The sequence below is a fragment of the Nocardiopsis sp. NPDC055551 genome (assembly GCF_053619415.1).
The window spans coordinates 179,164-191,445 of record NZ_JBSHJJ010000011.1 but is presented as its reverse complement, the minus strand read 5'-3'; the positions used below and the strand labels follow the sequence as shown (position 1 = coordinate 191,445).

13 protein-coding genes are annotated in these 12,282 nt (G+C 63.6%); 4 read left to right on the top strand and 9 right to left on the bottom strand.

Going from position 1 to position 12,282, the window contains the following annotated elements; genetic code table 11:
• Positions 1-42: 42 nt before the first annotated feature.
• From ACWGSK_RS20545 to ACWGSK_RS20505, 9 genes are all read right to left on the bottom strand, one after another.
• Positions 43-516 carry a hypothetical protein gene (locus tag ACWGSK_RS20545; RefSeq protein WP_452456461.1) on the bottom strand — a complete coding sequence of 158 codons (474 nt, stop codon included), beginning with the start codon at positions 514-516 and terminating at the stop codon, positions 43-45.
• Between the two features lie 81 nt (positions 517-597).
• Positions 598-1,062 carry an antitoxin YezG family protein gene (locus tag ACWGSK_RS20540; protein WP_084392283.1) on the bottom strand — a complete coding sequence of 155 codons (465 nt, stop codon included), beginning with the start codon at positions 1,060-1,062 and terminating at the stop codon, positions 598-600.
• 15 nt (positions 1,063-1,077) lie between these two features.
• On the bottom strand, positions 1,078-1,461 hold the full coding sequence (locus ACWGSK_RS20535; protein ID WP_157090940.1) for a hypothetical protein: 384 nt from the start codon (positions 1,459-1,461) through the stop codon (positions 1,078-1,080).
• Positions 1,462-1,632: 171 nt separating this feature from the next.
• A complete protein-coding gene (locus tag ACWGSK_RS20530; protein ID WP_067599129.1) occupies positions 1,633-1,977 on the bottom strand; it encodes a hypothetical protein in 345 nt (114 codons plus the stop codon).
• Between the two features lie 8 nt (positions 1,978-1,985).
• Positions 1,986-4,442, bottom strand: coding sequence for a CdiA C-terminal domain-containing protein (locus ACWGSK_RS20525; RefSeq protein ID WP_452456460.1), 2,457 nt, complete (start codon positions 4,440-4,442; stop codon positions 1,986-1,988).
• A 63-nt stretch (positions 4,443-4,505) separates the two neighbouring features.
• Positions 4,506-4,841 (bottom strand): DUF6507 family protein, encoded by a 336-nt coding sequence (locus tag ACWGSK_RS20520; RefSeq protein ID WP_452456459.1) that lies wholly within the window; start codon positions 4,839-4,841, stop codon positions 4,506-4,508.
• Positions 4,838-5,164: a hypothetical protein gene (locus ACWGSK_RS20515; protein WP_452456458.1), complete on the bottom strand. Its 327-nt coding sequence runs from the start codon at positions 5,162-5,164 to the stop codon at positions 4,838-4,840. The genes ACWGSK_RS20520 and ACWGSK_RS20515 overlap by 4 nt, the downstream gene beginning before the upstream one ends.
• A 270-nt stretch (positions 5,165-5,434) precedes the next feature.
• Positions 5,435-6,844: a DUF6177 family protein gene (locus tag ACWGSK_RS20510; RefSeq protein ID WP_452456457.1), complete on the bottom strand. Its 1,410-nt coding sequence runs from the start codon at positions 6,842-6,844 to the stop codon at positions 5,435-5,437.
• A gap of 137 nt (positions 6,845-6,981) precedes the next feature.
• Complete coding sequence (locus tag ACWGSK_RS20505) at positions 6,982-7,512, bottom strand: NUDIX domain-containing protein (RefSeq protein ID WP_452456456.1); 531 nt, start codon at positions 7,510-7,512, stop codon at positions 6,982-6,984.
• Positions 7,513-7,694: 182 nt separating this feature from the next.
• Between ACWGSK_RS20505 and ACWGSK_RS20500 the strand changes: the two genes are divergently transcribed.
• The 4 genes from ACWGSK_RS20500 (at position 7,695) to ACWGSK_RS20485 (ending at position 12,184) form a co-directional block, all read left to right on the top strand.
• Complete coding sequence (locus ACWGSK_RS20500) at positions 7,695-8,279, top strand: TetR/AcrR family transcriptional regulator (protein ID WP_452456455.1); 585 nt, start codon at positions 7,695-7,697, stop codon at positions 8,277-8,279.
• Between the two features lie 43 nt (positions 8,280-8,322).
• Complete coding sequence (locus ACWGSK_RS20495) at positions 8,323-10,911, top strand: MMPL family transporter (RefSeq protein ID WP_452456454.1); 2,589 nt, start codon at positions 8,323-8,325, stop codon at positions 10,909-10,911.
• A gap of 228 nt (positions 10,912-11,139) precedes the next feature.
• On the top strand, positions 11,140-11,391 hold the full coding sequence (locus ACWGSK_RS20490; protein WP_358507974.1) for a metal-sensitive transcriptional regulator: 252 nt from the start codon (positions 11,140-11,142) through the stop codon (positions 11,389-11,391).
• A 220-nt stretch (positions 11,392-11,611) separates the two neighbouring features.
• Entirely contained in the window at positions 11,612-12,184 is a 573-nt protein-coding gene (locus ACWGSK_RS20485; RefSeq protein ID WP_358507833.1) for a rhodanese-like domain-containing protein, read from the top strand.
• Positions 12,185-12,282: the final 98 nt, after the last annotated feature.

Genomic DNA, 12,282 nt, shown 5'->3' with positions numbered 1-12,282 from the left:
GGGATTCCGTGGTGTTCTGCGAAGCGATATGCAACCGAATCCCTACCCATCCGCTTCTCCATCGAGCTTTTGTCGGAGCCAAGCAGGGATGTGTTCGTCGTTGCGAGGAAAATACTTGAGGTCGTTGGTGAAGGCTGGGCCGGTGAGAGTCGGGATTTCAGGATCCTCATAGTTGTATTTTACGGAGAATCGTCCGGGACGGGTGACGGAGTAGCGAACCGAGAACCAGGTTCCTTTTCCATCTTGGTAGAGGCCCGCCTTCAAGTCCTCGAACAACAGGTTGATCTCAGCTGGTTCGCTGGATTCGAGGGTGTCCCCGTTTTGGTGTTTGACCGTGTACGTGGTGAACGACTGATCGGCTACCGAAGCGCGGGTGTAAAAAATCTCAGCCCAGTTGTCAGGTGCCTCTTCGACCATTTTCCGGCCAATTTTCACCAAAAGCTCTTGTTGCTTTGCTGGATCCAGTTGCTTCCCGGTGAGTTCGAGAAGTCCTGCATCTGAGTATCGTTTTCCCATGGATTACTCCTCTTCTTGGTGAGAGATGGTCGTGGCAGTCGGCCCCGAGACTGCTTCGCAATCCATCACTCGCTCCTATTATCACTCGGATTGCATGCGGGGTTCCTCGCTGAGTTTCTGTTGGAGCCAGGCAGGGATGTGATCGTCTTCTCGAGGGAAATACTTAAGGTCGTTGGTGTACCCCAATGCGGCAGGGAAGAGGATATGAGGATCTTCATCGTAGTTATATTCGACGTGGAATTTTCCAGGCCTGAGGATGGTATAGCACATTGAGAACCATGTGCCTTCTCCTTTTTGGTACATGCCAGGGCGAAGCTCCCTTAATAGAGGATTCAGTGTGCTTGGCCCCCAGCCGGCTATATTGGCGCCATGTTCATCTTCCACACGATAATCGGACGAGCTGTGATCGAATACTGAAGCCCTTTCGTATACAATTTTCGCCCACCCTTGGGGTGCCTTGTCTAGAAGTTCATGGCCAATCTTATTGAGGAGTTCTAGCTGCTGATCGTGGCTTAGGTGCCCCCTTTTGAAATGCTTGCTGGCCAAGTTTTACTCCTTGTTCTAATGCAATGGTGGAAAGTTCTCATAGTCTAGTGGCTTCATGGGTACGCCATTAATGCTCCATTCGATATGGAAGGAGGATGGCGGTGGGTTGATGAACTTGCCAGATTTGGGTGGATATTCGATCCGAGGCATGCTTGGATCGAACTCGCTAGTGATCTTCGCCTGGATGTCGGGCTTTCCAGGTTTTAGGGCAACCGCATCGTTCCATTCACCATTATTGAAATCCGGATTATTGAAATTATGCCATTCGTCTCCATGTTTCAGTAGTCCGCGCCAGCTGCGCTCCAAGTTATAGAATGACCCGTCGATCGTCCCGTGTTCTTCGGGGAGTCGGTCCGAGAAGGCGGTATTGGTTTGATTTTGGTTGATGTCGAAACGCATGGGAGGCATATTAAGAATCTCTCCCGGCCCAAAGAACTGTGTGCCGAAGAGATGTCCTCCCTGAAATTCAACTTTCTGATATTGAGGAACCTCTCCCGGTCCTAGCTATCGTTTTTCTGTCCCTGGGCTCCTCGTAGGATTTTCGTTGGAATCGGTCAGAGGGGAGGCAGACTACTTCAGGGGAGGTCTGTAAACCAAGGGGTGATCATCATTATCGAACCGTGATGCTATCTCCCATTTTGTCCTCCGGGCGAGAAGGTCAAAGAAGGCCTGAACCTTTTCGGGTGCGTCCATCCATCGAGCCTGGTCAACATCTATGACCGTGGGGTAGTCGTCGCTGACGTCGGCTTCGATTCCGATCGTAATTCTTCCCACTTCTGGGCGCACCCCCTCGAAGGAAAATCGGAAATCTCCTTCGATGATTTCCTGCTCTGAGGTCAATTCTGGGAAGTCTCGAATTTCATTCAAAGCATCATTGAGCTCAGCGGAAATCCAGATGAACTCTACTCTCGACATGTCACTCCTTAGGGCCAGACAATCACGTAACCGTCGCCAATGATGATCAATTCATCTAGGTCTCCTCCATTTTGATGCAGGGTTCGCCCAATGGATTTCATGACTGTTTCGCTGTCGACTTGAGGCCCACGCAAATCCAAGGCCATCATGCTCGACTGCTTCCTCCCTTTTCGGATGTTCGCTTCAATGGCTCGGGGGCTACTGGATTCGAGAATTTTGAATTCAATTGTTTTTTCTGTGCCCGAAATGACGGCATCCGGAGTTGTTCTCCCGTCCACTGTCGATTCAGTGACCGACTGGACCCTTAGCCCGTGATCCAAGAGGAATTGAGCAACTTCTCGCTCCTTGGACTCAAAGCTTTCCCAACCTTCATCGATCAGGCCGTCGCGTCGCAGGTCGTCAACCGAAACTTGGGATTCTGAATATCGGCCCGGAGCAGTCTGATCGGGACGAGGGACTCTGCCTTCCGTGTCCACCTTATTCGGAAAAACATCCAGTAGTCTTTCCTGGTTTTGCGTCGGCGAGTTCGTGGCATCCTCGCCATCGCCGGTGCCGTCACCACGGTCGTTGGTGCCATCATCGCCGAGTCCGGTGCGGTCGTGGGGAGGTTGGTCGCCCCCACCTTCGCCTCCGCTGCCGGTGGCGGGTGTGGGTTGCTCGGTCTCCTCGCGTGGACCGGTCCTGCCCCGTGCATCATTATCGTGGTGCTGGTCGGGAACGTCGTCCTGGCGGTCGGACCCATCGTCGCGGGGTCCTTGACCGCCCTCCTCATTCCGGGGAGTGCTGGAGCCCTCGGATTGGGGGTCGTTGCCAGAACGCGGCTTCGACGTGGAAGTCTCCAACTCCCGGTCGGGGTTTCTCTGTGCGTCCGTGTCTTCGCGTCGAGACGGGGATGCTGACTGATCGTCCCCAGCAGGACGACGTTGAGAGTCTTCGCTGCGGGGGCGGTCGCTCGACCCCTCGCCTTCCTGCGACGGGCTGCTCTCGTCCCGATGTGGTGTGGTCGGGGCCTGAGGGGCCGAAGCGTCACCGGAAGCGGGGCGGTCAGGAGAGGTGGATGGCGTGGGTCGGTGCTGGTTCGGGTCCAGCAGCGATTCCCGCGTCATCGTGAGTTGGTCGGCGAAGCGCTCGGTAGTCGGTGTGGCACCATTCGGACGATCCTGAGGGAGCGGGCTGCTGGGCCAGCCCTCGGCCCCGGGCCCACCACGCGCCCTGAAAACGTCGGAGCTCTCTGAACCGGATCCGCCAGAGCCGGTGCCAGGGGACGCGCCGGAGCCGGAATCCCCGGAGGGCATGTCCACCCCCGACCCGACCACGATCTTGACCAGCTTGAGCGGTAGGCCACCGGTCATCATCACCGCGTTGGTGGCGATGGTGGTGTTGGAGTAGGCGACGCCGTCCTCACGGGTGGACCAGGCGGTGTGGCCTTCGATCAGCTCGTCCTTGGTGTCTCCCATGTTGTCGACCCACCGGTCCCACCCGGCGCCGGCCCCTTCTTGCCCGCCTTCGCCTGGTTCCCACAACCACCCGTGTTCGTCGTGGATACCGACCAGAGCGGCTGTGTCCATCCCCGCGTCGATCCAGGCGGCCTTGGCGTTGTCCTTACGGCCGGTCAGATCGAAACGCCACCCGTTGTCTGGGTGCCAGAAGCCGAGTTTGGACTGGAACCCCACTGCTGTTCCCCACAGCACGTCGGTGATCACCGTGTCCCACACGGCTTGGCCGTAGGGGTTGTCGAACTTCGCCAGGTCGGGATGGAACTCTTCCCTCGCCCAGTTCGCGACGTTGTTCACCGTGTTGTTCACGTAATCGAAGGACAGTTCCGGGTCCAGCGGGTCCATGTCGACGTCACCGGCGTCGGTGGGCAACCCGTAGACGAGAACGTCATCTCCGCTCGCCTGGTCGGGGGAGGCGTAGGCGGGTCCGTCGAAGAGGTTCGAGATCCGGGTGGCGCAGTCGTTCTCGGCCTCGTTGAAGGTGGCCCAGGCTGTGTTGACCGCGCTCTTGAGTCGGAGGTTCTCCTGCAGGGCCCACTCGTCGGTTTCGTCGTCCTTGTCCAGCCACCACAGCTTGTTGTCGTGGTTGCGGTTCCAAAGACTCTGAGCCTCGATCCTGAGGGTGTTGAGCTCGCCTCGGGCTGTCTTGGCGGCTTCGGCGAGATCCTCCAACGCGCCGGCGACGGTGGCCAGGTCGGTTTCCAGGCCATCACCACGGTCCACGACCGGGTCCATCTTGGCGAAGAGCGTCTCGCTCTCGGGGGCCTCGTAGTGAGCTTGGAGTCCCTGCCAGGTGGAACGCATGTCCTCGGCCCCACTGGCGATGTCCTCCCCGCCGCTGCGTAGCGTTTCAGCGGCGTAGTTGAGGGACCACACGTCGGTCAGGGGATAGGGGATGGCCTCAGGGTCGATCAGCGTGAACGGATTGGGGTCCACGCCGTCCTGGGGCTCGGTGGGTTCGAAACTCACCAGGAAGCCTTCCGGGGAACTGGAGCGGGGGTGGGGGTGGGAGTGGGGTTGGTCAGGGGGAGGTCAAAGGTCGAGGTTCTCCGCGGTGCCCGCCTGGCGTTGTGCTTCGGCGGCCATGTCCTCTTGGCCCTGGGTGTAGGCCGTGGTGGCGTCGGTGGCCCCTTGCAGGCACGACAGGCTCCGTGTGAACATGGCGTCGGTTTCGCCGCTGAAGTGTTCGAAGAACCCGGATAGGGCGGATTCCACCGGTGGGCTCTTGGCATTGGACAACGCCATGTCGATCCCGTCCGAGGTGGAGTCGATGGTGGAGGAGAAACCTCCTCCTTCCAAACCGAGCTGGTCTCCGAGGTCGGTCAGTACCAGTGAGACCCCGTAGACGTCGATGCTCCATTCGCTCATCCGTCCTCCTTGCCGGGGGAAGGGGTGAAGCGGTGGGGGTGGAACTCCGCCCCGGGGTCGCTCTCCACCTGACCGGCGGTGATACGGCCGGCCTCGACCATGTCCTGCTCGATGACGTGAGTTCTCAGGCGGTTCAACGAGGAGCGAACACCGCTGACGGCCTTGGCCATCCGCTTTCCAATGGGTTTGGCGCCGAGCCGCTCCTTACCGGTCTTGGTGAGCTGTGGTTCCTTGAGATGCTCAGCCGTGGACGTGGGGTGCGTAAACCCGGAGGCGGCAACGTCGTCGATACCCTCCGGAGGCTCGCCCATCTCGAATTTCATTCAGAAGCCTCCTCGGTCCTTTACCGACCCCGCGGGGTCTGTGGCGTTGCCTCAGCAGTATGCACATAGGGGGTGACTCTCCATGAAGGGCCATGGTTCGTGGGAAAGGTGCATCGATACGAATGAGGAGGTAGCGCACCGGTATTCGTCGCAGAACATGCAGATGAGAAAGCCGAAACCCTCAAAAAAGTGATGCACGGCACTTTTTCTCGTTGATGGTTTTCGTTGGAGTCAGGGACGCCGAGCCGGCTGCAACGGGCGTGCCTCGCCTCAGGTCGACGCGAACAGGTGGGCCGATTGCCGCTGGGCGAGATCCAGTGCGCGCAAGGGGGCGCTCGCGTCCGCCAACACCGGATACCAAACCGCCTGCTTGTCACCCTCCCCAAGGAGCACACCCGGAATGGGTCCGGCCTGGGCGGCGCCAGACCCGATACGGAGCAGGTGGTCAGGTCCTATCGCGAGCCCGACCGGAACGGCGGGTCCCGTCCATACCGGTTCGTAGGTGAGGTCGGAGCGACCGGGAAGCCGGCGCACACGTAGCGCCTCCAAAAGCCCCGCCCCTGCCAAGGTCTCCACCAGGGTGGGGAGTTCCTCGAAAGGCACCGTGTTCTCGTTCTCGAACCCGATGACCACCGAAATCCGCTCCAGGACCTGCCTTCCACGCCAAGAGAGACGGAACTGTCCTGAGAACGCGGGTTCTCGCCCCAGTGGTCCGGACAGGTACAGAATCCATGGTCGGGGCCTGCGGCGAAGAGCCGCTTCGATGATCCGCGCACGATCCCAGGCCAAGAGCGCGGGCTCGTGCGGGCCCCAGACCGATGGTTTCGCTCCGGCCAAGTGCTCGGTGATGATCTGCGTGGCCCGACCCAACTCCGGGGTGAAAGGGTCTGGGTGCAGAACGGACACATCCACCACCAGGTGAGTCCCCGATGTTTCGGCGAAGCCGGCGAGGAACCCGGAGACCGGTGCCGCGTCGGGGTGCTTCTCGGTCCAGTTCGGCCCGACCGGTTCCTTGACCGGCCGGAAACCGTAGGTCTCGTCCCAGTGCACGGCCAACCCGGTGAGGCCGTCGAAGTGTCCACCATCGTCGCCCTGAACGACCCAGCGTCCCAAAGGGCCGGCCAGAAAGGTGCGGGCTCCGTAGGTGAGCCGTGTGGTGGCGGGGGTGAGCACCTGCAGCGTTTTGTCCCGTCCGTGTGTGGCCACCGCGTCGCTGAGCCAGGAGGAGAGCGGGACCACGGCCCGGTCCTGGGCGACCAAGAGCGCCCGCTCGGCGGTCCGTTCGGTGGTCGGATGTTCGGGTTCCTCCCACAGGTCGAAGTCGGCGCTGCCCGAAGTCCACACCGCCCCGCCGAGTCGCAGCGCGAGCCTGTCGGAGAATCGGTGCGCGACCTCACGGCCCTGTTCGTCGGGACGGGCACGGGTCTCCACCCACCAGTAGGTCTCAGGAAGACCGGCGACGACGTCCTCGCCGAGCAGGCGGACCACGTCGTCGGGTCGTTCCACCTCTTGACCCGGTTCCAGGGTGGCCAGCAGCCGGCCCTCCTGATCCCGAATCTGTAAGACGTCGGTGTTTCCGTGCACATGTAGGCGCAGTTCTGGGTCGACGTCCTGCAAGGCGTCGACGATCGCCTGTTCATCGGGGCGTCCACCGACCAGGGCCACCACGTCGTAGCTCAACGACTCTCCTTCGTTTCGAGGTACGGGTGACCGAGATCGTCCGAAACAGGCATGGGACGGGCCACTTTTCGTGGGTGAGCATAACCAGATCCTCACGGAACATCCGACGCGTCCCCTGAGCCCTCGACGCCCGCCGGCTAGCGCGGTCGGCTTCCGATCTGGGAAGCCGACCACCGTAGGTGTTCGCGGATCCTGTCCCGGTCCTTGGGAAAGACGGTTTCCCAGTCGTGCTCCAGCGGGATCCAAGCGGCCGGTTGGCCGTCCTCCTCGGACAAGGGGAGGGCGCGGTCGATGGTCGTCACGTATGAGAGACCCAGAGTGGGTTCCCAATCCGAACGGTAGGAACGCACACTGGCGGCGGCGGGCACGGGATCGAGATCCCCGGCCACGCCGGTTTCCTCCAGGAGTTCGCGAGCGGCCGCTTCGATCGGTGTTTCCCCGAAGTCGACCTTGCCCCCGGGAGGTACCCAGCCGCGCCGGCGGTGCCGAACGAGCAGGACATGGCGGTGCTCGTGATCGAGTGCCCAGACCTCCGCCGCGATGGGGGCCATGGGTCCGTGGCGGGCTTCCTCCAACCAGGCTCGGGCGTCGTCGAACTCGCGGGTGGCCCGAAGAGTGTCGGTCAGCACCGAGCCGAGGGTCCGTGGTGAGAGGGGAGTGCGAGTCATTGGAGCCACTGTAGGGAGCACACTCACGCGCCAAGGCCCCAGGCTTCGAAACCGGCCTAGGTGGAGACGATGGCCGGGCGATCGATCGGTGGGCACCGGTCCGGTCGCATGTGCCCGGTGGTGTGGGCGGGGTGTCATCCGGGTCCCCACCGGAAACCGAGGCGGGTTCTAGGATGACGGGCATGACTGAGGAGAAGGTACGGCGTGGGCGTCCGCGCAGTGAGGCTTCGAGGCGGGCCGTCCTGGAGGCGACCGCGAGGTTGGTGGGGTCCAAGCCCTATGACGATCTGACGATCGAGGGGATCGCCGCCGAGTCGGGGGTCGCCAAGACGACGATCTACCGGCGGTGGAACTCCAAGGCGGAGATCGTGCGCGAGGCGTCCCTTTCCGGGTTTCTTCGGGTCGGTGGTCTGGAGGTGGGGGACACCGGGGATCTTCGTGCCGATCTGCTCGCCTGGGTGTTGGGGTTGCGACAGGAGGCGTTCGATCCCGGTCACATGAGCCTGGCGCGCGCGGTGCTCTCGGCGGACCTGGACGCGGTGGGACGCAGTACCGAGGGCTACGTCGGGGTGTGGGACGACCGGCACCTCGTTCGACGGCTGCACAGTGCGGCCCAGGGCGGTGTCATCGAGCCCAGGGAGGACTTCTCGGCGGCGGCGGCCTCGCTCAGCCACACCATGGCGATTCGGATCCTGGCCGGGGTCCGGCCCTCGAAGCAGTGGTGTGAGGATCTCGTCGGCCTCGTTCTCAGGGGTTTGTCAGGGTGAACCCTGATATTCGATACGCTACGTAGCGTTTAATATTTCCGGCATGGCACTACTACTCCATCGTCTTGGTCGCCTGGCCGCGCGCCGGGCCAAGACCGTCATCGCCTCGTGGTTCGCACTGCTGTTACTGGCCTTCGTGGCCGTCGCCGGCTTCGGTGGGCAGCTGACCACCGAGATATCCCTGCCGGAGCTGGAGACACTGGAGGTGGCGGACCGTGTCGCCGAGGAGTTCCCCGACTCCGAACTCGCCGGCGGCAGCGCCGCCGTGGTGGTACGAACCACGAACGAGGTTCCGTTCACCGACGATCAGGAAAGCGCTCTCAGGCAACTGATGGAGCGACTCGAAGACCACGAACCCGTCACCACGGTCGCCGACCCGTTCGCCACCGAAGCCGACATCGCCGCCGGATACGACGAGATCGACACCGGACGCGAGGAACTCGACTCCGCCCGAGCGGAGATCGACACCGGACAAGAGGAGACCGAACCCGCGCGGGAACAGATCGAAGACGCACAGCAGGACCTCGACGAGGCGGTGGAACAGGCCCGGGACGACGGAACCCACGAGGTCGCCGCAGCCGAGTTCGAACAGCGCCAGGAAGAACTCGACCAAGCCCGCACCGAGATCGAGGCCGCCGAGCAGGACCTGGAACAGGCCGAGCGTGAGCACACCGAGGGCGGCGCGGAGTTGGAGCGCGCCGAGGCGATGCTGGAACTCGTCGAGGACGCGGCACTGGTCTCCGACAGCGGAGACACCGCCATCATCACCCTGCGGTTCGACGGTGAACTCGACGGCGTCGACCCCGAACGTCTCGACGAACTCACCGACACGCTCACCGAAGCCGACATCGACGGCGTGGAGTTCCTCGCCGGTGAGGAACTCTCGGTCCAGGAACCGCACCTGATGAGCATCGTCGAGGTCCTCGGCCTCGTGGTGGCCACCGTCGTGCTGTTCGTCATGCTGGGCACGTTCATCGGTGTCGGTCTTCCGCTGCTCAACGCGCTGCTCGGCGTCGGGGTGGGCGTGCTGCTGACCGTGTCCGCCTCGGCGTTCGTGGACATGATGGCCATCACGCCGACCCTCGGTCTGATGCTCGGCCTGGCGGTCGGCATCGACTACGCGCTGTTCATCCTGCACCGGCACCGCACCCAGCTCAAACAAGGCATGAGCGTGGCGGACTCCATCCCGCTGGCGAACGGCACGGCCGGCAACGCGGTGATGTTCGCCGGAGCCACCGTCATCATCGCGCTGTTGGCGCTCAACGTCACGGGCCTGCCCTTCCTCGGCATGATGGGGACGGCGGGCGCGTTCTGCGTGGCCATCGCCGTACTCATGGCGATCACGATGACCCCGGCGCTGCTGTCCCTGGTCGGCCCGCGGATCCTCGCACGAAGGGAACGCAGGGCCCTGGAAGAGGTGCGGGGCGACGCCGCCGCCGGCAAGACGCCCGCGACGCCCGCGCGCGAAATCGCGATCGACCGGCCGATGAGCACCCCCAAGGCGATCGGTGTCGTGGCGCTGAGCCTGGTCGGACTGGCCGTGCTCGCGGTGCCCACCTTCGACCTGCGTCTGGGCCTTCCCGACAACAGCGCCCAACCGGAGGACACCGCCCCCTACCAGGCCTACCACGCCACGGCGGAAGCCTTCGGAGCCGGCTGGAACGGCCCCTTCCTCGCCGTCGCGGACCTTCCCGGTGGTCTTGGGGACGAGGGCGCCGAACAGTACCGGATCGACATCGCCGAGGAACTCGGGCGGCACCCCGACATCGTTTCGGTGATGCCGGTCGCCCTCAACGACGAGAACACGGTCGCGGCCTTCCAGATCATCCCCGTGGACGGCCCCACCGCCGAATCCACCGAAGCGCTGGTGCACGAGTTTCGCGACGGCGACCCGCTGGAGGGGACCCGACTGGACGACGCGGAGCTGTCGGTCGCCGGTTGGCCCGCGGCCAACATCGACATCTCCGACATCATCGCCGACGCGCTACCGCTCTACCTGGTGTTGGTCATCGCCCTGTCCCTGGTGCTGATGATCATGGTGTTCCGGTCCCTGTTGTTGCCGGTCATCGCCACCCTCGGCTTCATCGGATCCTTCGCCGGTGCGATGGGGGTCGTCGTCGCGGTGTACCAGTGGGGCTGGTTCGGCGAGCTCTTCCCCTTCGGCGATCCCGGGCCCGTGCTCACCTTCATGCCGGTCCTCGCGGTCGGTGTACTTTTCGGACTGGCCATGGACTATCAGCTCTTCACCGCCTCGGGGATGCGTGAGGCCTATGTCCAGGGATCGGATCCACGGCTCGCGGTCCGCCAGGGTCTGCGCGCGGGACGTTCGGTCGTCGTCGCGGCCGCGCTGATCATGGCGTCGATCTTCGCGGGTTTCGCGTTCAGCCCGGACCCGATGTCGGCTCCCTTGGGACTGGGGTTGACCGTGGGTGTGCTCATCGACGCCTTCGTGGTCCGACTGCTGTTGGTGCCCGCCCTACTGCACCTGTGCGGGCCCGCCGCCTGGTACCTCCCGAAGTGGCTCGACCGGATCCTGCCCGGCGTCGATGTCGAGGGCGCGGCACTGGAGCGGCCGCAGCCCACCAAGGCCTCGGACGAGTCCTCTGAACGAGTCGGGGCGGACCGGCCCTGATCCCGTTTCGTCAGGGTGGTGGCCATCGAGTCGACGACGACCGGTGGCCACCGGTCCGCGTGAGCCCGCCGTGTCGGCGCGTCGACTCGCGTGTGGGCGGGGAACCGAGGACGAGGTGGGCTCGGGGTGGACCCCTTGGTGCCGTGCGTGACCCGAGTGGCGGAATGGATACACCCGGGGGTATGTTGTCATCCACAGGGTGAAAGGAGACCTGCATTGAAGCCTGAAATGGTGGGCGACGCGATCACGCGACTCAAGCGCGCCCAAGGCCAACTCTCCGGTGTCATCTCCATGATGGAGGAGGGGGAGGACTGCGCCGCCGTCCTCCAGCAGTTGGCGGCGGTCTCCCGCGCCCTGGACCGGGCCGGGTTCAAGATCGTCGCGAGTGGTATGCGGCACTGCAACACCGCGCGCGAACGGGGTGAGGAACCCGAGCTCACCGAGGAGGAGCTGGAGAAGCTCTTCCTGGCCCTGGCCTGACACCGCGCGGGCGCACGACCTTACGGGTCCGCGTCCGTGCGGCCGACCTCTGTAGGGACATACCTGTTCTCGGCCGGGGTGTATCCCTGGCTTTCGGATACTCCCCCCGGTATGGGGGAGGCCCCGGTGGGCCGACGCTGTCCCGCACCAAGGTCCCCATCCGCTCTCCCGATACTCCCCGGGGTATCTGGATCGGATTCACCACGACGGAAGGAAAACCATGAGCGACCACGGCATCGACCCGCGCGCCGTGCGCGACCTGATCGAAACCGATCCGCACACCCTGCTCGTGGACGTGCGTACCCCCGCCGAATACGAGAGTTCCCACATCTCCGGTGCGATCAACCTGCCCCTGGGGCGCGTGGACGCGCACCTGGAGCGCATCGTCGCCGAGGCCGGCGGCCGCCTCGTCCTGGTCTGTCAGTCCGGAGGTCGGGCCGGGCAATGCCGGGACAAGCTGGCCGGGGCCGGGCTGAGCGACACGGTCGTGATGAACGGTGGCATGAACGCCTGGGCGGCCCAGGGTGCCCCCGTCGTTCGGGGCCCTCAGAAGTGGGCGCTCGAACGCCAGGTTCGGTTGGTGGCCGGCACCATCGTCCTGACCTCCGTACTCGCCTCCTTGGTGTGGCCCCCCGCGGTGGCCCTCGCCGGGATCGTCGGTGCCGGACTGGCCTTCGCCGCCATCACCGACACCTGTGCCATGGGCATGGCACTGGCGCGCCTGCCCTACAACCAGCCCTACAACGACGTCGACATCGAGGACTCCCTCTCCCGGATCGGCGCTCGCCGTTGAGCGACGTGGGCAGGGCCGACCCTTGTCTCTTCGATACTCCCCGGGGTATGCGGCCCGCGCGAGCACCCTACATCCGACTCTCCACACCGAACTCTTCG

Excerpts from the sequence above, each read along its gene's own strand:
- ACWGSK_RS20495 (WP_452456454.1), top strand. The coding sequence starts at position 8,323 with ATGGCACTACTACTCCATCGTCTTGGTCGCCTGGCCGCGCGCCGGGCC.
- ACWGSK_RS20530 (WP_067599129.1), bottom strand. The coding sequence starts at position 1,977 with ATGTCGAGAGTAGAGTTCATCTGGATTTCCGCTGAGCTCAATGATGCT.
- ACWGSK_RS20490 (WP_358507974.1), top strand. The coding sequence starts at position 11,140 with ATGGTGGGCGACGCGATCACGCGACTCAAGCGCGCCCAAGGCCAACTC.
- ACWGSK_RS20515 (WP_452456458.1), bottom strand. The coding sequence starts at position 5,164 with ATGAAATTCGAGATGGGCGAGCCTCCGGAGGGTATCGACGACGTTGCC.
- ACWGSK_RS20500 (WP_452456455.1), top strand. The coding sequence starts at position 7,695 with ATGACTGAGGAGAAGGTACGGCGTGGGCGTCCGCGCAGTGAGGCTTCG.
- ACWGSK_RS20520 (WP_452456459.1), bottom strand. The coding sequence starts at position 4,841 with ATGAGCGAATGGAGCATCGACGTCTACGGGGTCTCACTGGTACTGACC.
- ACWGSK_RS20505 (WP_452456456.1), bottom strand. The coding sequence starts at position 7,512 with ATGACTCGCACTCCCCTCTCACCACGGACCCTCGGCTCGGTGCTGACC.
- ACWGSK_RS20545 (WP_452456461.1), bottom strand. The coding sequence starts at position 516 with ATGGGAAAACGATACTCAGATGCAGGACTTCTCGAACTCACCGGGAAG.
- ACWGSK_RS20535 (WP_157090940.1), bottom strand. The coding sequence starts at position 1,461 with ATGCGTTTCGACATCAACCAAAATCAAACCAATACCGCCTTCTCGGAC.
- ACWGSK_RS20485 (WP_358507833.1), top strand. The coding sequence starts at position 11,612 with ATGAGCGACCACGGCATCGACCCGCGCGCCGTGCGCGACCTGATCGAA.